Below are 19,398 nucleotides of genomic sequence, written 5' to 3'. Positions count from 1 at the left end.
GGTAGACAGGAACGATGCGAGCCATCGGAGTGACGGAGTACGGCGGGCCCGAGGCCCTGCACGAGATCGACCTCCCCGCGGAGCCGCTGGGCGCCGGGCAGGTCCGCGTGCGGGTGCGGGCTGCGGCGGTGAACCCCACGGACACGTACGTCGTCAACGGGGCGCGCAACAAGACCGGCGTCCCGCGCGAGACGGCCGACGTGCCGGGCATGGACGTCGCCGGGGAGCTGCTCGAGATCGGCCCCGAGGTCGCGACCGACCTGGCCGTGGGTGACGCCGTCATGGGCGTCGTCGTGCCACGGGACCAGCACGGTGCGTACCGCGAGGACGTCGTGCTGCCGGCCGGTTCCGTCACGCGAGCACCCGCGGGGGCCTCCCACGCCGAGGCCGCGACCCTGCCGATGAACGGCCTGACGGCGATCCGGGCGCTCGACCAGCTGGCGCTCGCCCCCGGCGAGACGATCGCCGTGACCGGGGCGGCCGGCACGCTGGGTGGGTACGTCGTCGCGCTCGCCAAGCGCGCCGGGCTGGTCGTGGTGGCCGACGCCGCCGACAAGGACGTCGAGCTCGTCCGCTCGTTCGGCGCGGACCACGTGGTGCCGCGCGGCGACGACGTGGCGGAGCGGGTCCGCGAGGTGTTCCCCGACGGGGTCGACGGTCTCGTCGACGGCGCCGTGCAGGACGAGAAGGTCCTGCCGGCGGTGAAGGACGGCGGCGGCGTGGCGACGGTGCGCTTCTGGAAGGGCGACGGCAACGATCGGCTCCGCTTCCACCCGGTCGTGGTGGCCGAGGTGGCCGAGCGCCACGACTGGCTGGAGCAGCTGCGCGAGCTCGCGGAGGCCGGCGTGCTCGAGCTGCGCGTCGCCGACGTCGTACCGGCGGAGCGGGCCAACGAGGCGCACGAGCGGCTCGCGGCGGGTGGGGTGCGCGGGCGGTTGGTGCTCGACCTCGGGTGAGCCGTCGGCCGGGCGCCGCCCGCTGGGATGCGTCACGATGCATCCCATGGAGACCCTCCCCCTGGCCGGGCTGTACCTCCTCGCGCTCGGCACACTCCTCGGCTGGCCCGTCGCGCTGCAGCACGTTGCGCCGAGCGCGCTGACCCGCGTCGGCATCCAGCACCCGCGGCGGCTGCTGCAGATGCACCTCGACTACGTGCTGATGGGGATCCTGCTCATCGCGGTCGGGGTCGCCCTTCCCGAGGCGCCCGCCTGGGTGGTGGTGCCGCTCGTCGCTGGCGCAGTCGTGAACCCGCTGCTGTTCCTCCCGCTGGCGTTCCGCGAGGACGCGGGTGCGTCGCCCGTCTACCGCGTCGTCAGCACCGCCTCGTTCCTCGCCATGTCGGTCGGCGCGGTCGGGGCCGCCGTCCACGCCAGCGGGCTCTGAGCCGCCGGCGTGGACGGGCCGGGTGCCCTCAGCCGCGGCGCAGCGCGACCGGGATGTTGCCGGTGACCGCACGCGAGTAGGGGCACTTCGTGTGCGCCGCGGCCAGCAGCTGCTCGGCCACCTCGTCGGTCACGTCGGGCAGGGTGGCGACCAGCTCGACGGAGAGCCCGAAGCCCGCCTCCCCCGCCGCGATGGTGACCAGCGCCTCGACGTCCGCGCCCGGGATCTTCACCCGCTGGGCCCGCGCCACCGAGTGCAGCGCGGAGAGGAAGCACCCGGCGTAGCCGGCGGCGAACAGCATCTCGGGGTTGCTCACCGCTCCCCCTGCCCCGCCGATCTCCGCCGGGATCCCCAGGTCGAGGTCCACCAGTCCGTCCGCGGTGCGGACGTGGCCGTTCCGGCCGTCGCCCTCGGCGCGTGCCGCTGCGGTGTAGCTCATCGTGCTCATCGTCGGTCTCCCATCAGGTCCATCAGCTCGTCCACGGCACGGGGGGTCGCGCGGGCGAAGGGTCCGCCCCGCGACACAGGGGTCCCCAACGCGCGCGCCAGCGACACGGCCACCTCGGCCTGTCGCACGGCCAGCAACGTCGGGTTCACGACGAGGGCCCCGGGCACCTCGATCACGTCGTGCGCACTCAGCAGGGCGAACAGCCCGCCCGCCGCCATGACGACGTCCACCTCGCTCTCGGCGACCATCGACTCCGCCAGCGCGACGAACGTCTTCTTGATCGAGGCGTACGCCGCGGGGTCGTCGTTCGCGGCCACCGCCGCGTCCGGGCTGAGCTGCAGCGCGCGCACGTCGACCACCCGGTCCTGGAGGCCGTAGCGACGGATCTGCTCCCGGTGCCAGGACAGGTACACGGTGTCGAGCGTGATGATGCCGATGCGTCCGCCCAGCATGCAGGCCTGCATCATGCTGGCCTCGCCGTGGCCCACGACGGGGATGTCGACGGCCGTGCGCGCCTCGAACAGGCACGCGTCCTGGAAGTGGCCGACGAGGACGGCGTCGAAGCCCTCCCGCTCCGCCTCCACGATGCCCGCGACCGACTGCACGCCACAGCGCAGCTCGCTGAGACGTCCCAGCTGGGTGTCGGCGGGCGAGATGCCGCGCACCTCGTAGGTGACCCCCGGCCCGGCGATCTCGCCGAGGTAGTCCGCGAGGCGGGTGAGGTAGGGCTGGTGGTGGGCCGGGTCGGTGAAGCTCTGGTACATGATCCGCACGGGATCGTTCATGCGGGTGCCTCTCGGGTCGGGGAACAGGTCGGGGTTCAAACGAGGGACGGTCACGGCACGAGCAGCACCTTGCCGAGGTGCCGGCCGCTGGCAACCAGGTCGAGCGCGCGGTCGGCGTCGTCCAGGGCGATGCGCGCGTGGGTCACGGGACGCACCAGCCGCTGCTCGACGAGGGGCCACACGTGCTCGCGCAGCTGCGCGAGGATGCGGGCCTTCTCCGCGTCGGACCGCGCGCGCAGGCCGCTGCCCTCGACGGTCACGTCACCGCGGAGCAGGGCGCGAAGGTCGAGGTCGGCGGTCGGACCGCTCTGGTGGGCGACCACGGCGAGCCGGCCACCGCGGGCCAGCACGTCGAGGTTCCGCGCGAGGTAGTCGGCCCCGACGACGTCGAGGATCCGCACCGGTCGGATGCCGTGGGCGGCGAGCACCGTCCGGAAGTCCTCCCGTGTGTGGTCGACGACCAGCTCGGCCCCGAGCGAGAGAGCGAAGTCCGCCTTCGCCACCGCCCCGACCGTGGTCGCGACCCGCAGCCCGAGCGCCGCGCCCAGCTGGACGGCCATGGAACCGACGCCGCCGCTGCCGCCGTGCACGAGCACCCAGCTGCCGGCGGGCGGTACGTCGGGGACCAGCCCGGCTGCGGTGCGCGCCGTCAGCAGGTTCGACCACACGGTCGCGGCCACCTCGACGAGGCCGGCCGCGTCCTCCACCCCGACCCCAGCGGGCACGGGCAGCGTGTGGTCGGCGCGGACGGCGACCACGTCGGCGTACCCGCCCCCCGGGAGCAGCGCGCACACCTCCTCGCCCACGGCGAGGGCGTCGACGTCCGCGCCGGTGGCGACGACGGTGCCCGAGGCCTCCAGGCCGGGCACGTCCGACGACCCCGCGGGCAGGGGGTAGGTGCCGGCGCGCTGCATCACGTCGGCCCGGTTGACGCCGATGGCCGCGGTGCGCACCAGCACCTGGTCAGGACCCGGCGTGGGCACGGGCGCCTCCTCGCACCGCAGCGGCCCGTCCGCCCCACTGGCGGGCACCCGTACGACGCGCATGGTCGCCGGGAGGGCGCCTCGGGGCGTGACGGTCACGGTGCACCGTCCGGCGTGCCGCGGGGACCGAGCCACGCCAGGGCGTTCTCCCGCAGGAGCATCCGGCGGGACGCCTCGTCGAGGAACTCCGCGCGCCGTACGACGGCGCCCGCAGGGCGCTCCCCCAACGGGTAGGGGTAGTCGCTGCCCACCATGACGCGGTCGGCCCCCAGGACGTCGACGAGGAGGCGCAGCGGCGCCTCCTCGAACACCACGGAGTCGACCGAGAACCGGTCCACGTAGCGCGACGGCGGGTGCTCGCTCGTGCCGATCACGTCGTGCCGCTGGTGCCAAGCGTTGTCCATGCGGCCCAGCCAGTGCGCGAACGACCCGCCACCGTGCGCGAAGCAGATCCGCAGGTCGGGAGAGACACGGTCGAAGACCCCTCCGAGCACGAGGGCCAGGATCGACAGGTGCGTCTCGGCGGGCATGCCGGCGAGCCACTGCGCCATCCAGCGCTCCAGGCGCGGCCCCCCGGGCAGGTCCCACGGGTGGACGAACACGGGCACGTCGAGCGCCGCGCAGTGCTCCAAGAAGGTGACGACGCCGGCGTCGTCCAGGTCCCGGTCACCCACGTGGTTGCCGATCTCCACGCCGACGTGACCGGCGGCCAGGCTCCGCTCCAGCTCGGCGCACGCCGCGTCGGGATCCTGCAGGGGCACCTGGCAGAACGGGACCAGGCGCGGCGACGCCGCGGTGATCTCCAGCGCCAGGTCGTTGAAGACCCGCGCGATCGCGGCGGCCTCGCCAGGCTCGCGGTCGTAGGAGAAGAAGACCGGGGTCGGCGACACCACCTGGAGGTCGACACCGTCGGCGTCCATGTCGGCGAGCCGACGCTCGGCCGACCACGCGGTCGAGTCGATCTTCCGGAACTCCCGCGACCCGATCATCATCGTGGCCTCGTCGGCGGACCGGACGTCCAGCCAGAGCCGGGGCTCCGGCCCGGGCAGCGTGGGCCAGCCACGCGGCACGTAGTGCGAGTGGACGTCGACGGCGGGGACCGTCACGGCGTCAGCGGTCACGAGCTCAGCCCTTGCCCGGGTGCAGGGTCCCGCAGGCGTCGCAGGTGCGGGCGGCCTCGTCCTCGTAGAAGGCCACGAACACCGGCGGCAGGTCCTCGACGATGTCGCGCACCTGCAGCTCGACCTCGTGGACGAGGCCGGAGCAGCCGGGGCAGTACCACTGGAACTTCTCGAGGGTGCCCTCCTCACGGATCCGCTCGATCACGACGCCGATGGAGCCGGCCTCCGGGCGCTGCGGCGAGTGCGGGAGGAACCCCGGCAGCAGCCAGGTCTCACCCTCCTTGATGTGCACGGTGACCTCACCCTCGGGCGTCATCACGTTGACGTGCATGTCGCCCTTGACCTGGTGGAACCACTCCTCGTAGGGATCCACGTGGAAGTCCGTGCGCTCGTTGGGCCCGCCCACGACCTGCACGATGAAGTCGTCGCCGGTGAAGATCGCCTGGTTGTTCACCGGCGGCTTCAGCAGGTGCTCGTGCTCCGCGATCCAGGCCTGGAAGTTCAACGGCTGGATGACGCCGGCGGGAAGGGTCGGGCTCATGGGTGCTCCTTCGTCGTGGGGGGCTCGGGCAGGTAGGCCACGGCCTGGATCTCGATCAGCAGGTGGGGGTGCGGCAGCTGGTGCACCGCGACCGTCGTGCGGGTGGGGCCGGACTCGTCGAAGTGGGCGGCGTAGACCTCGTTGTAGCCGCCGAAGTCGTTCATGTTGACCAGGTAGGCGGTCACCTGGACGAGGTCGGCGAGGCTGCCGCCGACGTCGGCGAGGATGTCGCCGATGTTGTCGAGCACGGCCGCGGTCTGGGCGCGGATGTCGAGCGCGGTGGTGCCGAGCTCGTCGACCTCGACGCCCACGAAGGTGTTGTCGGGCCGGCGGCTGCTCGTGCCGGACACGTACACGAGGTCGCCGGCCCGCTTCGCGTGCGGGAACCGTCCGCGCGGGCGCGCCTTGCCGCTGACGGTGAAGGAACGGGTCACGAGGCCACCTCCCCGCCGTCGACGCCGGTGAGGTGGGCCTCGCCGAGCCCGGCGACGCGGACGACGACGTCGCCGGCGAGCAGCGGGACGGCGGCCGTGGCGGCGCCGGCGAGCACCACCGAGCCCGCCGGGACGGACAGCCCGAGCTTTCGGCCCAGGCTCAGGAGGTGCGGCAGGGTCGACAGCGGGTGGCCCAGGATGGCCGCCGTGCTGCCCTCCGCGGCCACGGCCCCGGCGATGCTGAGGGTGACGGCGAGCTCGCCGATCTGGACGCTGTCGGGGTCGACCCACTCCCCCGTCGTGAACGCGGCGGCGGAGGTGTTGTCGGCGACCACGCGCGGCAGGTCGAAGCTGAACCCCTCGTAGCGGGAGTCGATCACCTCGATGCCCGCGGCGACGCCGTCCAGCGCGCCCTGCAGGTCGGCGACCTGGAGGGCGGCGTCCGCCAGGTCGAGGTCGCGCCCGAACCGGAACGCCACCTCGGGCTCGACCCGCGGGTGCACGAGCGTGCCGAGGTCGACCCGGCCGCCGTCGGGCACCTGCATGCCGTCCGTGAGGACGCCGATGATCAGCTCGTCGATCCCCATCTGGCGCATCTTCGCCTCGCTCGTGAAGCCGAGCTTCAACCCGACCTGCTGCTCGCCCCGCTGCAGGCGCCGGTCCACCAGGCGGGCCTGGGCGGCGTACGCCTGGTCGAGCGACAGCTGAGGCCAGTCCTCCTGCGGACGCACGGGGGTGGCGCTGCGCTGGGCCTCGTCGAGGCGGGAGCAGACCAGCTCGACGGCGGTGTCGCGGGCGCTCACAACGTCACGCACACGTTCGTGGTCTCGGTGTAGAAGTCGAGGGAGTGGCGCCCGCCCTCGCGGCCGATGCCGGACAGGCCGGTGCCACCGAAGGGCGAGCGCAGCTCACGGAGGAACCAGTTGTTGACCCACGAGATGCCGACGTCCATCTGCCCGGCCACGCGGTGGGCGCGCCGCAGGTCGGTCGTCCACACCGAGGCGGCCAGGCCGTAGCTGGTGTCGTTGGCCAGCGCCACCGCCTCCTGCTCGGTGTCGAACGGGATGAGCGCGGCGGCGGGACCGAAGATCTCCTCCCGGACGACCCGGTCCTCGTTGGTGAGTCCGGTCCACAGCGTCGGCTCGACCCAGAACCCGCCGGCGAGGTCGCCGGTCATGGTGGGCACGCCGCCGCCGGTGATGGTCTTGGCACCGGCCTGCTCCGCCGCGGCGAAGTAGCCCAGGACCTTCTCCTGGTGGGCCCGCGAGATGACCGGCCCCGTGGTGGTGGCGGCGTCGCGCGGCGCGCCCAGGCGGAGCCCCTCGGCGGCTGCCGTCAGGCGCTCCGCGACCTCGTCGAAGACGACCCGGTCGACGTAGACCCGCTCGGTGCACAGGCACACCTGGCCCGTGTTGGCGAACACGGACCGCGTCAGGCCGGCGATCGTCACGTCGAGGTCGGCATCGGCGAAGACCAGAGCCGCGTTCTTTCCGCCGAGCTCGAAGCTCACCGGACGGACCCGCGGGGCGACGGCCTTCATGATGCCCGTGCCGGTCGCGGTCGATCCGGTGAAGGTCACGCCGTCGACACCCGGGTGCGACGTCAGGTGCTCCCCGGCCGAGCCCGACCCGAAGCCGTGCACCACGTTGTAGACGCCCGGCGGCACGCCGACGGCGTCGAGGATCTCGGCGAGGACCGTGGCCGAGCCCGGCGTCTCCTCGGACGGCTTCACGACCACGGCGTTGCCGCACGCCAGGGCCGGCGCGAGCTTCCAGGTCAGGAGCAGGAGGGGCAGGTTCCACGGCACGATGGCGGCGACGACGCCCAGCGGCTTGCGCAACGCGTAGTTGAGGGCCTTCCCGCCGTCGGGCAGCTCCTGCAGGAAGGACTCGGTGCCCTCGGCTGCCACCACGTCGGCGAAGCAGCGGAAGTTCGCCGCGGCGCGCGCCACGTCGAGCGCACGTGCCTGGTCGGCGGGCTTGCCGGTGTCCGCGACCTCGGCGTCCAGCAGGTCGTCGGCGCGGCGGTCGATCTCGTCGGCGATCCTGCGCAGGAGCGCAGCGCGCGACGCCACCGACGTGCGCCCCCAGGGGCCGTCGACGGCACGGCGTGCCGCACGGACGGCCCGGTCGACGAGGGCGGCATCGGCCTCGTGGACCCAGGCGACCTGCTGGCCGGTGGTGGGGTCGACGTCGGCGAACGCCTCGGGTCCGGCGACGAACGCGCCGTCGATGTAGTTCTGGTAGTCACGCATGGGAGCTCCCGGTTCGATGGGGATCGGTGGTCACGAGGGGACGACCTGGGCGGCGACCGAGCCCGCGCGCGCGTCGCGGTCGGCCTCCCGGTCCCAGGCCCCGTCGGTCCCGAGGGCACGGAGGGCCGGCTTGCGGACCTTGCCGTTCTCGGTGAGGGGCAGGTCGTCGACGACACGGATGAAGCGCGGGATGGCGTAGCCCGCCAGGCGGGGGCGGCAGAAGGCGACGAGGTCGTCCACGTCGAGCTCGCGATCCGGTTCGGTGACGAGCGCGGCCATCACCTCGTCCTCCCCGAGCTCGGAGTCGACCGCGTAGACGGCCGCGGCGGCGACGGCGGGATGCTGCCCGAGCACCGACTCGACCTCCGAGGCCGAGATGTTCTCGCCCCGACGGCGGATGACGTCCTTGATGCGGTCCACGAAGCGGACCCAGCCGTCGGCCTCGAGGACGACGCGGTCACCGGTGTGGAACCACAGGTCCTGCCAGGAGGCCGCGGTCGCCTCGGGCATGTGGAAGTACCCCGACGCGAAGGCGAACGGCTGGTCGCTGCGCACGAGCAGCTCCCCCGGCTCGCCGGGCGGGACCGGCGCGCCGTCCTCGTCCACCACCCGGGCGGTGAACCCCGGCTGGACCGTGCCGACGTACCCCGGACGCTGCGCCCCCGGCGGGGTCGCGAGCACGGCGTTGGTCTCCGTCGAGCCGTAGCCGTCCAGCAGCTCCACGCCGAACCGCTCGCGGAACGGGCCCACCAGCGCCGCGGGCGTCGCCGGCGACAGGGCGAGGCGCACCCGGTGGGCGCGGTCGAGCGGAGAGGGCGGACGGCGGTCGAGGATGCTCACCATCGCGCCCAGGAGGTAGGTCACGGTCGCGCCGCTCTCCACCATCTGCGACCAGAACCGGGACGCCGAGAAGCGCCCGCCCAGCACGTACGTCGCGCCGGCGACGACGGCCTGGCTGAAGGCGTTGAGCGCGTTGGTGTGGAACAGCGGCAGGCAGGTGTGGAGCACGTCGTCGCTGCGCAGGCCGAGCTGCGCGCTCACGTTGCGTCCCCACCAGGAGAACTGGCCGTGGGGGCACACGACGCCCTTGGAGACGCCGGTCGTCCCCGAGGTGTAGAGGATCGCGGCCGGGTCGCCCGCCCGCACGTCGGCGGCCTCGACCGCCGCCCCGAGGACAGAGGTGTCATTCTCCAGCACCCACCGCTCCCGCAGGTCGGGCAACGGCGGCAGGTCCTGGACGGCCTCGAGGAGCTCCGGCTCGATGACGAGGAGCCGGGCCTGCGAGTTCGTCAGCACGTGGTGCAGCTGCTCCCCGCGGGCCGCGGTGTTGATCGGCACAGCCACGGCACCGATCCAGGCAGCGCCCAGCACCAGGTCGAGGAGCTCCACCCGGTTCGCCGCCATGAGCGCGACCTTGTCGCCACGCCCGATGCCCCGCTCCACGAGCGCGCCGCCCGCCCGGGACACCGCGTCGAGCATCTCCCGCGCCGTACGGCGCACCGGTCCGCAGCGCAGCAGCGGCGCGTCCGGCGTGAGCTCTGCACGGGCACGGAGCAGGCCGGGCACGGTCGCGGAGCGCAGCGTGGGGTCCTCCGGCAGGCGGTGGGCGTCGGCCGGGACCACCGACCCGCTCGGCGTGGTGCCGCCGTCCGGCCGGGGCACGTACGCCGCGGGACCCGGGTGGTCGTCGTGGCCGACGAGCGGCAGCACGTCGCCGGTCGTCACGGCTCCGGCGCCAAGCAGCCGACCGATCACGCGGAGCCCCGCGTCGACCTCCAGCGTGAGCAGGACGTGCCCCTCGGAGGTGCGGGTGTGGTCGGTGACGGTGCCGACCTCGAGGGTCTCGTGGGACAGCTGGGCGCCGCCGCACTCCGGGCAGAGCACCCGGTCGGGGAAGAGGGTCCGGCCGCAGGTCGTGCAGCGCTGGATCACGAGGCTCATGCCGCCTCCAGCACCGCGACGTTGCCGCACGCACCGTGGCGGTAGAGCACCATCCCGTAGCCGGTCACCACGCCGATGCGACCACCGACCTGCCGGCCGTCGGCCTGGCCCCGGAGCTGCCGCACCACCTCGACGAGGCCGTGCATGCCGCCGCCCGCGCCGGGCTGCCCGGCGGAGAGCTGCCCGCCGGAGGTGTTGACGGGCAGGTCCCGCTCGCCCACGAGGGCCAGCAGGCGGGGCAGGTCGTCCGCCCCGGGCAGGCCGAGGTCCGCGAGCTGGGCGACGACCATCGCCGGGTAGTCGTCGTAGACGCTCACGACGTCCACGTCGGCGGGCGCGACACCGGCGTGCTCGAAGGCACGGGGCGCGCACGAGGCGACCCCCGTGGTGAGACCGTCGCCGGCCTGGTCGTCGGTGTTGTACGTCGTGGCCACCGCGAGCACCCGCGCGCAGCGTCCGCTCGCCCGGGTCTCGGCGGCCACCACCACCGCGTCCGCGCCCGTCACGGGCGGCACGCAGTCGTAGCGCCCGAGGGGCTCGGCCACCGTCGGCGCCGCGAGGTAGTCCTCCAGGTCGAGGGGCGTGCGGTAGACGGCCCCGGGGTTGGCGGCCGCCCACGCGCGCTGGGCCACGACGAGGCGGCCGTAGTGCTCCCGCGTCAGGCCGAACCGGTCCATCTGGCGACGCGTGAGCATCGCGAAGAGCGCGTTCGGTCCCGTCATCGGCAGCGGCGCGAGGTGCTCCGCCGTCGCCCGGTTGTAGCGCCGCACCATCTCGACGTGCACCTCGCGGTCCATGAGGTCGCCCGCCACCAGCACCACGACCGACGCGTCGCCGGCCTCGACGGCCCGCACCGCGTGCTGCAGCATGCCGCCGGCACTGGCCCCGCCGTTGGTGTCCTGCATCAACCAGTCGACCTGCAGGCCCAGGCGCCAGGCGAGGTCGACGGCGTGGTCCGGCCCCAGGGTGAAGCTGGACACCCCGAAGCCGTCGACGTCGGCGGTGCTGAGGCCGGCGTCCGCCAGCGCGCGGCGGACCGCGTCGCCGAGCACGCCCGCCGTCGTCGTACCGGCCGCCGGGTGACGGGTGTACGGCGACTCGCCGGCGCCGATGACGGCGACGTGTCCTGACGTGGTGCTGCTCATGGTTCCTCCTGCGGGGCCGCCCCGGGGCGGCTCCCGACCTGTCGCGGTGGGGCGGGACACAGCGGCCCCGTGGGGCCGCGCGGATGGGTCAGTCGAGGTCCCGCCAGAGGTCCGAGGCGTCGAAGGGCTCCTCGATGAGGCCGACCTCGGCCATCAGGTCGATGACGTCCTGGACGCCATCGGCGTCGTACTCCGTCTCGTAGGCCGGCAGGCCCATCGTCTCGGCGGTCTCGGCAGACATCTCGGTGTTGGCCGGCATCTGCGCGACGGCGACGGCGCGCGGGTCCTCCTCGAGGTCCGCCACGGCGCGGGCCATCGCGGCACGGAAGCCCTCGACGACCTCCGGGTCGTCCTCGAGCGTGGAGGTGGACGTCGCGAACAGGCCCTGCGGACCCTCCTGGAAGCCGATGGCCCGCACGTCGAGGTCGGCCTTCGTGGCGCTCAGCGTCGGCTCGGTCTGGAAGATGCCGTCCACGTCGCCCGCCTCCAGCGCGGCCGCCATGTTGGCCTGCGGCAGCTCGACGAACTCGACGTCCTCGTAGTCCAGTCCCTCGTCGAGCAGCACTCCGCGGAACCAGATGTCGCCGACCGAGCCGAGGCTGGGCGTGGCGAACTTCTTGCCCAACATGTCGGCGGGCTCCTCGATGGGCGAATCGGCGAGCACGTAGAGACCGGCCTGGTACTCCTCCGTACCGGCGATCGCGGGGGCCGCGATGGTCACGGGGAGGTCGGAGGCGTAGGCCGTGATGAGCGACGGGTACGAGACGAGCGCCAGGTCGGTGCTGCCGGAGACCAACGCGTTGATCGTGGTGGCACCGTTCGCCGCGGGGGTCAGCTCGACCGACAACCCCTCGTCCTCGAAGTAGCCCTTGCTGATGGCCTGGTAGACGGGCAGCGAGTCACCGACGGGCGGGATCGAGAGCGTCACACGGGTCAACCCGTCGGCGGTCGTGTCGTCGTCGCCGCCGCAGGCGGTGAGCGTGACGGCCGCCAGGGCGACGGCAGCGCCGGACGCGGTCAGTCGGCGCAGCAGGGTGGAGGTGGTGGTCATGGGGTCTCTCCTACGGGTTCTCCGAGACTCGGGGTCGGCACCTCGTCGGGCCGGTGTGCGTCGGGGTACGACGCCTGGTTCAGGCGGCGAGGCCGCCGGGGCCTGCCTGGCGGATGAGCCGCGCGACCTCGCTGCGGGTCGTCACGAAGGCGCCCTCCTCGCGAGTGGTGATCTGGTCGCGCGGGAAGGCGAGCGGGACGGTGACGTCGGCCGTCTGCACGGTCGGCGCCTTGCTGAGCGAGAGCACGCGCGTGCTGAGGTAGACGCTCTCGTCGACGTCGTGGGTGACGAACAGGATGGTCATGTCGAACTGCTCACGCACCCGGAGCAGCAGGTCCTCCAGGTCGGAGCGCGTCTGGGCGTCGACGGAGGCGAACGGCTCGTCCATGAGCAGGAGCTCCGGACGCATGGCCAGCGCCCGCGCGATCGCGACGCGCTGCTGCATGCCGCCCGACAGCTGCCAGGGGTAGCGGTCGGCGGCGGCCGCGAGGCCCACGGCCTCGAGGGACTCCTCCGTGCGACGCCGCCGCTCGGACTTCGGCACGCTGCCGAGGAGGGGGAACTCGACGTTCTCCCCCACCCGGCGCCAGGGGAACAGCGAGCCCCGGTAGTCCTGGAACACCATGGCCAGCCCCTGCGGGACGCCGTCGATGACGGTGCCACCGAGGGCGACCGTGCCCCCGCTGGGGCGCAGCAGCCCCGAGAGCGACCGCAGCAGCGTGGTCTTGCCGCAGCCCGACGGGCCCACGATGGAGACGAACTCGCCGCGCTCCACGGAGAAGGTCAGCCCGTCGAGGACCGTGTGCTCGCCCTGGCGGGTCTGGTAGCTGTGCCGGAGGTCGGTGACCTCGAGGAGGGCAGGGCTCATGGAGATTCCGTCCTTCGGTTCGGGGGGTGCGAGGGGGTGGAGGGGTGGGGTCGATAGGCGGGGCGATCAGTCCTGGATGGCGGCCATGAGGCGGTGCCACCGCAGGATCCGGGTCTCGACGCCCGAGAGGATCAGGTTGGCGACGTAGCCCAGCAGCGAGAGCGCGACGATGAACGACCACATCGCCACGAACTGGAACGACCGCTGGGACTGCGTGAGCCCGAAGCCGATGCCGTCGGTGGCCGCGACCAGCTCGGAGGCGATCAGCAGGATGATGCCGAGCGAGGTCGACACGCGGAGACCGGCGAAGATGCCGGTGCTGGCCGCCGGCAGGATCACCCGGAACAGCAGGGCGGGCCGGGAGACCCGTGCCACCTTGGCGTTGTCGATGAAGCACTCGGGGACCTGGCGCACGGCGCTGTAGGTGTTGAACAGGATGGGCCAGACCGCGCCGAACGCGATGAGCGAGACCCGCATGCTGGTCCCCGTGCCGACCAGCACCAGGGCGAGCGGCAGTAGCACGGGACCGGGCAGCGCCCGCATGAAGTGCAGCAGCGGCTCGAGGTACTCCGCGACGGTGCGTACCCGCCCGAGGACGACGCCCAGCGAGATGCCGACCGCCCAGGCGACGAGCAGCCCGAGCGCGAGACGCTGGAGGCTGGGGGTCACGTCCTGGAAGAACGCGTCGGTCAGGACCCCTCCCCCGATGCCGGCCGAGAACCAGCGCTCGTGGATGTCCGCGACGATCTCCAGCGGCGTGGGGAAGAAGGCCGAGTCGGAGCGGGCCGTGGCCAGCTGCCAGCAGCCGAGGAGCACGACGGCACCGATCCAGCCGATGGCGAAGCGCGTGAGCTGCACCCGGATCCCGGGGGCGACGGCGGTGCTCATGCCTCCTCCCGTCGGGCCCAGGCAGCGAACCGCGTCTCGAGGGCGCTCACCGCGCCGTTGATGAGGAGGCCGAGGCTGCCGGCGATCACGACGCCGGCGCACACGCTCTCGATACCGCCCGGCAGCATGCTCTGCTGCAGCAGCCAGCTGCCGAGCCCCGCGGTGCTGCCTCCGATGAACTCCGCGCCGACGCAGAGGATGAGCGCCACGGAGACGGTGATGCGCACGCCGGTGAGCACCGACGGGATCGCCGAGGGCCACACCACGCGGATCGCCACCTGACGGCGCGACCACCCGAACGACCGGGCGGTGGCGCGTGCGGTGGAGTCGGTGGCGTGCACCCCGTGGATGGTGTTGATGAGCAGCGGCCAGACGCAGCCGAGCGCCACCACGGCCGCCTTCATCTCCAACCCCTGGCCGGCGACGAGCACCAGCAGGGGCACCAGGCCCACCGGGGGCAGGGGGCGCAGCAGCTCGATGACCGTGGAGCTCACCAGGTAGAGCCGGTCCGAGAGGCCCAGCAGCATGCCCAGGGGCAGGGCCACCACGAGGGCGAGGAGGTAGCCGACGAGCGAGGCCCACAGCGTGGCGCCGACGTTGCCGAGGAAGGTCGTGTCGACGACGAGCTCGGCGGCTCGCGCGATCGTGCTGGAGGCCGGGGGCAGAGCGTCCCGGGGCAGCAGGTCGAAGCGGGCGACGACCTCCCACACGAGCAGCGTGCCGAGCACGCCGGTGGCGCCGCGGCGCAGCACCCGACCGCGGCCGGACGCGATGCGTCGCGCCGGTCGCCGCGGCGTACGTCGTTCGGGTGGTCCGGCAGCGGCCGGATCGGTGGTCACGGGCGGTGGTGCCGCCGTGACGCTCGTCGTCGTCTCCACGTCGTCCTCCATCAGGGGTCGGGCAGCCCGGTCGGACATGTCAGTGACCGAAGGCCTCGTGCAGCCACCAGGAGCCCTCGCGGGAGAGCACCTTGGCGTCGATGACCATGGGGCGGGTCGGACCCGACGAGACCCAGTCCTTGACCGGGGCCAGGTCGGCCGTGTCGCGCACCGTGACCGCCTCGCAGCCGTGGCCGCGGGCGATGGCGGCGAGGTCGCCGTCGGGGAAGGTCACGTGGTCGAGCGACTCCCCCGCGCCGAAGTGGTGGACCTCCGCGCCGTACATGGCGTCGTCGTAGACCACGACGAGCAGGGGCAGGCCGAGCCGCACCGCCGTCTCGAGCTCGGAGATGCCCATGAGGAACCCGCCGTCCCCGACCCCGACGACCGGCAGGCGGTCCGGACGGGCGAGCGCCGCGCCGATGCCGGTCGCCAGGCCGAGGCCCACCGACTGGAAGGCCTGGGTGAAGCAGAAGCCGTACTCGTCGGGGACGTCGAGGTACATGCTCGGGAATCCCAGGAAGTTGCCGGAGTCGACCGAGACGATGCGCTCGGCGGGGAGCAGGTTGTTGAGCTCGGCGGTCAGCGCGCGGGGGTCGACCAGGCCGTCGGCGGACTCGTCGACGATGTCGAGCTGGTTCCACCGCAGCCCGGCGCGGATCCGCTCGCCGATCTCGGCGCTGCGGTAGCCGGTGCGCACGGGCTCGTCGCGCAGGTCGAGGAGCCGCGTCGTCGCGGTGGCGGTCGGTGCGACGCCGCCCCACAGGCCGAGGTGGACGTCGCGGTTGCGACCGATCGCCGACGGGTCGATGTCGACCTGCACGACGGTGGCGTCGGGGGCGATCAGGCGGCCGTGCCGCATCGTCCACATGTTCAGCGCGCAGCCGAAGCCGACGACGAGGTCCGCCCCGGCCACCAGCTCGGCCGTGAGCGGCGAGCTGAAGCCGCCGGAGACGTCGATCCCCCAGCTGTCGTCGTTGAACATGCCGCGGGCCACTGCGGACGTCGCGAGCAGCGCCCCGGTGCGGGCGGCGAGCTCGCGCAGCGCCTCCTTCGCGCCGGGCGATCGGCTGCCGCGTCCCGCGACGAACACGGGGCGCTCCGCCGCGAGCAGCAGGTCCGCGAACCGCTCCAGCTCCTCGAGCGCCGGCTGCGGCGGGGCGACGGGCACGAACTGCCGGGTCGCCGCGTCGTCCGGGAGGAGTCGGTCCTGCACGTCGATGGGGACGTTGAGCACGACGGTGCGGCCCTGGTCCTGGCAGGTGGCGAACGCCCGCGCCACGTCGACGAGCGCGGTCTCGGGGGAACGCACCCGCATGGCGACCGCACCCGCACCGACGGCCATGGCGGCCTGGTCGATCGCGAAGTTGGACGTCGGCTCGGTCGCCTCCGCCGTCAGCACGAGGAGCCGGGTCGAGCTCTTGGCCGCCTCCGCGATCCCCGTGAGGGCGTTGGTGTAGCCGCAGCCCTGGTGCAGCGAGAGGACCGTGACCTCGTCGGACATCCGGGCGTGGGCGTCGGCCATGGTGGCCGCCCCGCCCTCGTGCCGCGCGGCGACGAAGCGGGCGCCGCGGGCGGTCATCGCGTTGGTGTAGTGGAAGTTGCCGCTGCCCACCACGCCGAACACGGTGCGCACGCCGAGGTCGACCAGCAGGTTTCCGATGGCATCCCTGACCAGGGTCACAGGACTGCTCCGTTCGTTCGAGGGACGAGGGCCACGACCCGGGCGGGGCTGCCGGACCCGCCGACGATGGGCAGCGGGGCGACGATCACCGCCGCTCCGGTCGTGGGCAGCTGCGACATCTGCTGCAGCTGGGTGAGGCCGTACTTGCCGGCCCCGAGGAGGTGGTGGTGCACCGGGAAGGCCGGCTCGAAGGTGAACGCCTGGCCGGCGTCGGTGCCGACCGTCTCGACGCCGAGACCGAGCACCCGCGTCTCCTCCGCGAGCCACCGCGCGCACTCGGCGGTGAGGCCGGGCGTGTGGGGCCCCTGCTCGTCGGCGTTGAGGAAGAGGTCCTGGTCGTGGGACCGGGACGCCCAGCCGGTGCGGTAGAACAGCCACCCCCGGGGCAGCGGGCCGTGCTCGGCCTGCCACTCCTCCAGGTCCTCGACGGTGAGGAGGTGGTCGGGGTCGGCGGCGACCTGCTCGGTCCGGTCGATCACCGCGACGGGTGCCACCAGTCGCGCCGGCGGGACCTGGGAGACGTCACCGTGCTCGACGCCGGTCACCCAGTGGCAGGGGGCGTCGAAGTGGGTGCCGACGTGCTCGCCGGTGTGGATGCCGTTCTGGTAGGACGTCTCGCCACGCTCGTCGTACCGGGCCAGCTCCTCGAGCTGGAACCGCGGGATCGGAGCCATGCCGTCGGGGAGCGGCAGGACGGGGGTGGCCGAGGAGAGCGGGGCCGTCATGTCGACGACGTCGACGGCGCCGGACGCCAGGGCCGAGAGCAGGTCGGCCACCGGTGCGGAGGTGGTGGAGGGGCGGTGCATGGCCACCATCCTTGGCGTGGCGCAGACCACGGCGCCAATGCCGAAGGAGGGTCTGACATAACCTCAGTGGTATATCCGGACGCTGTGCTACAACCAGATTGCAACAACTGACCCGGGAGGTTTCGTGCAGGTTTCCGAGGTGTTCGGCGGGCGGCTCAAGCTCCGCCAGCTCGTGCTGATCGTCACGATCGCGGACGAGGGTTCGTTCGTGGGGGCGGCGACCGCGCTCTACATCTCGCAGCCCGCCGTGACGCGGGCGGTGCGCGAGCTGGAGGAGATCGTCGGCGTGGACCTCTTCGTGCGCCGGCCGCGCGGGGTCTCCCCCACGGTCTACGGCGAGATCCTCATCGACCAGGCGCGCGCTGCCCTCGGCAACCTGCGTCGGGCCGCCCAGCAGATCGACGAGGTGAAGCAGGCCGGCACGCGGCCGCTGCGGGTCGGCACGAACCTCGCGGGCGCGTACTCGCTGCTCCCCCGGGCCATCGTCGCGCTCAAGCACCACGAGCCCGGGGTGCCCGTGAGCGTGCAGGAGGGGACGGCCGAGGAGCTCTCGACGGCGCTCGTGCGGAGCGAGATCGACCTCATGGTGGGGCGCCTCGACCCCAGCACCTACCGCGGGGCGCTGCACCACCTGCGGCTGTACGACGAGGCCGTGCGCATCGTCGTGCGTCGGGGCCACCCGGCCCTCGCGGAACCTGAGCCGACGCTCGAGGCGCTGCGGGCCTACCCGTGGATCCTGCCGCTGCGCCCCAGCCAGCTGCGACGCGAGCTCGAGGAGGTCTTCGAGCGGCAGGGGCTGCCGCTGCCGGTCGACGTCATCGAGTGCTCGACCATGCTGACGATGCGGTCGATCCTTGTGGAGACGGACTCGGTGGCGCCGCTGCCGACCTACGTCGGGCTCCGCGACGAGGAGCTCGACCTGCTGCCGACGGAGCTCGCCACGGTGCCGCGCGCGATCGGGGTGACGCTGCCCGCCGACCGCTCCGTGAGCTCCCACGCACGGCTGCTCGTCGACGCGCTCGCCGACGTCGCGCGCTCCATCGGCACGGAGCTGCAGGCCGAGGAGCGGCGACTCCGGGGGCGGGGGTCGGGCTCGGGGTCGGGCTCGGAGGGCGCGCCGGACGAGCAGCCGTGACGCGGGCGGGCCGGCGCGGGCTCAGGCCGCGTCGTGCGCGGCGACGAGCGTGAGGGCGACGTCGGTGATCATGTCCTCCTGACCGCCGACGAGGCGGCGACGGCCGCACTCCATGAGGATGTCGCGGACGTCGAGGTCGAAGCGCTCCGCGGCCGCCTCGGCGTGCCGCAGGAAGCTGGAGTAGACGCCGGCGTAGCCGAGGGTGAGGGTCTCTCGGTCGACCCGGACCGGGCGGTCCTGCAGGGGGCGCACGAGGTCGTCGGCCGCGTCCTGGAGCGCGAACAGGTCGCAGCCGTGCTCGAAGCCGGACAGGTCCGCGACCGCGACGAAGGCCTCGATCGGGCAGTTGCCCGCTCCGGCGCCGTGGCCGGCGAGCGACGCGTCGACGCGGCGTACGCCGTTCTCGACCGCGACGACGGAGTTGGCGACGGACAGCGAGAGGTTCTCGTGGGCGTGGATGCCGATCTCGGTGTCCGCGTCGAGGACGTCGCGGTAAGCGCGCACGCGGGCGGCGACGTCGTTCATGGTGAGGCGGCCCCCGGAGTCCGTGACGTAGACGCAGTGCGCGCCGTACGACTCCATGAGGCGGGCCTGCCGCGCGAGCTCCTCGGGGGGAGCCATGTGGGACAGCATGAGGAAGCCGGAGACGTCCATGCCGAGCTCGCGGGCCGCCGCGATGTGCTGGGCGGAGACGTCGGCCTCGGTGCAGTGGGTCGCGACCCGCACGGACCGCACGCCGAGCTCGTGGGCCCGCTTCAGCTCGTGCACCGTGCCCACGCCCGGGAGCAGCAGCGTGGTGAGCCGGGCGCGCTCCAGCACGGAGGCCGCCGCCTCGATCCACTCCCAGTCGGTGTGGGAGCCCGGGCCGTAGTTGAGCGAGGAGCCCGCGAGGCCGTCGCCGTGGGCGACCTCGATGGCGTCGACCCCGGCCGCGTCGAGCGCGGCGACGATCCTCCGGACGTCGTCGGGGCTGATGCGGTGGCGGACGGCGTGCATGCCGTCGCGCAGCGTCACGTCCTGGACGAAGATCGAGGTGGGGCTCGTGGTGTCCAT

At 73.4% G+C, this 19,398-nt stretch carries 20 protein-coding genes; 3 read left to right on the top strand and 17 right to left on the bottom strand.

Annotation, left to right across the window (positions count from 1 at the left end):
• The first annotated feature begins 14 nt into the window (after nucleotides 1-14).
• Together G3T38_RS02580 and G3T38_RS02575 are read left to right on the top strand one after the other, a co-directional pair.
• Nucleotides 15-956 (top strand): NADP-dependent oxidoreductase, encoded by a 942-nt coding sequence (locus tag G3T38_RS02580; protein WP_163770480.1) that lies wholly within the window; start codon nucleotides 15-17, stop codon nucleotides 954-956.
• Between the two features lie 46 nt (nucleotides 957-1,002).
• Entirely contained in the window at nucleotides 1,003-1,383 is a 381-nt protein-coding gene (locus G3T38_RS02575; protein WP_163770479.1) for a hypothetical protein, read from the top strand.
• Between the two features lie 28 nt (nucleotides 1,384-1,411).
• Here G3T38_RS02575 and G3T38_RS02570 read toward each other — a convergent pair whose 3' ends face one another.
• The 16 genes from G3T38_RS02570 to G3T38_RS02495 all read right to left on the bottom strand — a co-directional run bounded on the left by G3T38_RS02570 (nucleotide 1,412) and on the right by G3T38_RS02495 (nucleotide 17,210).
• Complete coding sequence (locus tag G3T38_RS02570; RefSeq protein WP_163770478.1) at nucleotides 1,412-1,831, bottom strand: Ohr family peroxiredoxin; 420 nt, start codon at nucleotides 1,829-1,831, stop codon at nucleotides 1,412-1,414.
• The gene (locus G3T38_RS02565; RefSeq protein WP_163770477.1) at nucleotides 1,828-2,616 is read right to left on the bottom strand and encodes an aspartate/glutamate racemase family protein; all 789 of its coding nucleotides are present in this window, start codon (nucleotides 2,614-2,616) and stop codon (nucleotides 1,828-1,830) included. Before G3T38_RS02565 ends, G3T38_RS02570 begins: the two co-directional genes overlap by 4 nt.
• Nucleotides 2,617-2,666: 50 nt before the next feature.
• The gene (locus G3T38_RS02560) at nucleotides 2,667-3,662 is read right to left on the bottom strand and encodes an NAD(P)H-quinone oxidoreductase (RefSeq protein ID WP_163770667.1); all 996 of its coding nucleotides are present in this window, start codon (nucleotides 3,660-3,662) and stop codon (nucleotides 2,667-2,669) included.
• Nucleotides 3,663-3,694: 32 nt separating this feature from the next.
• Complete coding sequence (locus G3T38_RS02555; RefSeq protein WP_338037416.1) at nucleotides 3,695-4,720, bottom strand: amidohydrolase family protein; 1,026 nt, start codon at nucleotides 4,718-4,720, stop codon at nucleotides 3,695-3,697.
• A 4-nt stretch (nucleotides 4,721-4,724) separates the two neighbouring features.
• On the bottom strand, nucleotides 4,725-5,261 hold the full coding sequence (locus tag G3T38_RS02550) for a 3-hydroxyanthranilate 3,4-dioxygenase (protein ID WP_163770476.1): 537 nt from the start codon (nucleotides 5,259-5,261) through the stop codon (nucleotides 4,725-4,727).
• Nucleotides 5,258-5,695, bottom strand: coding sequence for a Rid family hydrolase (locus G3T38_RS22455; protein WP_163770475.1), 438 nt, complete (start codon nucleotides 5,693-5,695; stop codon nucleotides 5,258-5,260). The genes G3T38_RS02550 and G3T38_RS22455 overlap by 4 nt, the downstream gene beginning before the upstream one ends.
• The gene (locus G3T38_RS22450) at nucleotides 5,692-6,498 is read right to left on the bottom strand and encodes a 2-keto-4-pentenoate hydratase (RefSeq protein WP_338037414.1); all 807 of its coding nucleotides are present in this window, start codon (nucleotides 6,496-6,498) and stop codon (nucleotides 5,692-5,694) included. Before G3T38_RS22450 ends, G3T38_RS22455 begins: the two co-directional genes overlap by 4 nt.
• Nucleotides 6,495-7,949: a 2-hydroxymuconic semialdehyde dehydrogenase gene (locus tag G3T38_RS02535; protein WP_163770473.1), complete on the bottom strand. Its 1,455-nt coding sequence runs from the start codon at nucleotides 7,947-7,949 to the stop codon at nucleotides 6,495-6,497. The genes G3T38_RS22450 and G3T38_RS02535 overlap by 4 nt, the downstream gene beginning before the upstream one ends.
• Nucleotides 7,950-7,979: 30 nt before the next feature.
• Complete coding sequence (locus G3T38_RS02530) at nucleotides 7,980-9,890, bottom strand: ATP-dependent acyl-CoA ligase (protein WP_163770472.1); 1,911 nt, start codon at nucleotides 9,888-9,890, stop codon at nucleotides 7,980-7,982.
• Nucleotides 9,887-11,035 carry a thiolase family protein gene (locus G3T38_RS02525; protein ID WP_163770471.1) on the bottom strand — a complete coding sequence of 383 codons (1,149 nt, stop codon included), beginning with the start codon at nucleotides 11,033-11,035 and terminating at the stop codon, nucleotides 9,887-9,889. The genes G3T38_RS02530 and G3T38_RS02525 overlap by 4 nt, the downstream gene beginning before the upstream one ends.
• An 88-nt stretch (nucleotides 11,036-11,123) precedes the next feature.
• Nucleotides 11,124-12,086: an ABC transporter substrate-binding protein gene (locus G3T38_RS02520; protein WP_163770470.1), complete on the bottom strand. Its 963-nt coding sequence runs from the start codon at nucleotides 12,084-12,086 to the stop codon at nucleotides 11,124-11,126.
• 79 nt (nucleotides 12,087-12,165) lie between these two features.
• Nucleotides 12,166-12,954, bottom strand: a complete 789-nt coding sequence (locus G3T38_RS02515) for an ABC transporter ATP-binding protein (protein ID WP_163770469.1) — start codon at nucleotides 12,952-12,954, stop codon at nucleotides 12,166-12,168.
• 66 nt (nucleotides 12,955-13,020) lie between these two features.
• Entirely contained in the window at nucleotides 13,021-13,842 is an 822-nt protein-coding gene (locus tag G3T38_RS02510) for an ABC transporter permease (protein WP_163770468.1), read from the bottom strand.
• On the bottom strand, nucleotides 13,839-14,759 hold the full coding sequence (locus tag G3T38_RS02505; protein ID WP_163770467.1) for an ABC transporter permease: 921 nt from the start codon (nucleotides 14,757-14,759) through the stop codon (nucleotides 13,839-13,841). The genes G3T38_RS02510 and G3T38_RS02505 overlap by 4 nt, the downstream gene beginning before the upstream one ends.
• Nucleotide 14,760: 1 nt before the next feature.
• Entirely contained in the window at nucleotides 14,761-16,404 is a 1,644-nt protein-coding gene (locus tag G3T38_RS02500; protein ID WP_338037413.1) for a thiamine pyrophosphate-binding protein, read from the bottom strand.
• Complete coding sequence (locus G3T38_RS02495; protein WP_163770466.1) at nucleotides 16,401-17,210, bottom strand: cyclase family protein; 810 nt, start codon at nucleotides 17,208-17,210, stop codon at nucleotides 16,401-16,403. The genes G3T38_RS02500 and G3T38_RS02495 overlap by 4 nt, the downstream gene beginning before the upstream one ends.
• 124 nt (nucleotides 17,211-17,334) lie before the next feature.
• Here G3T38_RS02495 and G3T38_RS02490 point away from each other — a divergent pair, with 124 nt between their 5' ends.
• Complete coding sequence (locus G3T38_RS02490; RefSeq protein ID WP_163770465.1) at nucleotides 17,335-18,345, top strand: LysR substrate-binding domain-containing protein; 1,011 nt, start codon at nucleotides 17,335-17,337, stop codon at nucleotides 18,343-18,345.
• A 21-nt stretch (nucleotides 18,346-18,366) separates the two neighbouring features.
• On the opposite strand, the gene dmpG is transcribed toward G3T38_RS02490, so the two are convergent.
• A complete protein-coding gene (gene dmpG / locus G3T38_RS02485) occupies nucleotides 18,367-19,398 on the bottom strand; it encodes a 4-hydroxy-2-oxovalerate aldolase (protein ID WP_163770464.1) in 1,032 nt (343 codons plus the stop codon).

The sequence above is a fragment of the Nocardioides zeae genome, from assembly GCF_010686755.1.
Taxonomy (GTDB): domain Bacteria; phylum Actinomycetota; class Actinomycetes; order Propionibacteriales; family Nocardioidaceae; genus Nocardioides; species Nocardioides zeae.
This window is presented reverse-complemented; position numbering and strand designations above follow the sequence as displayed.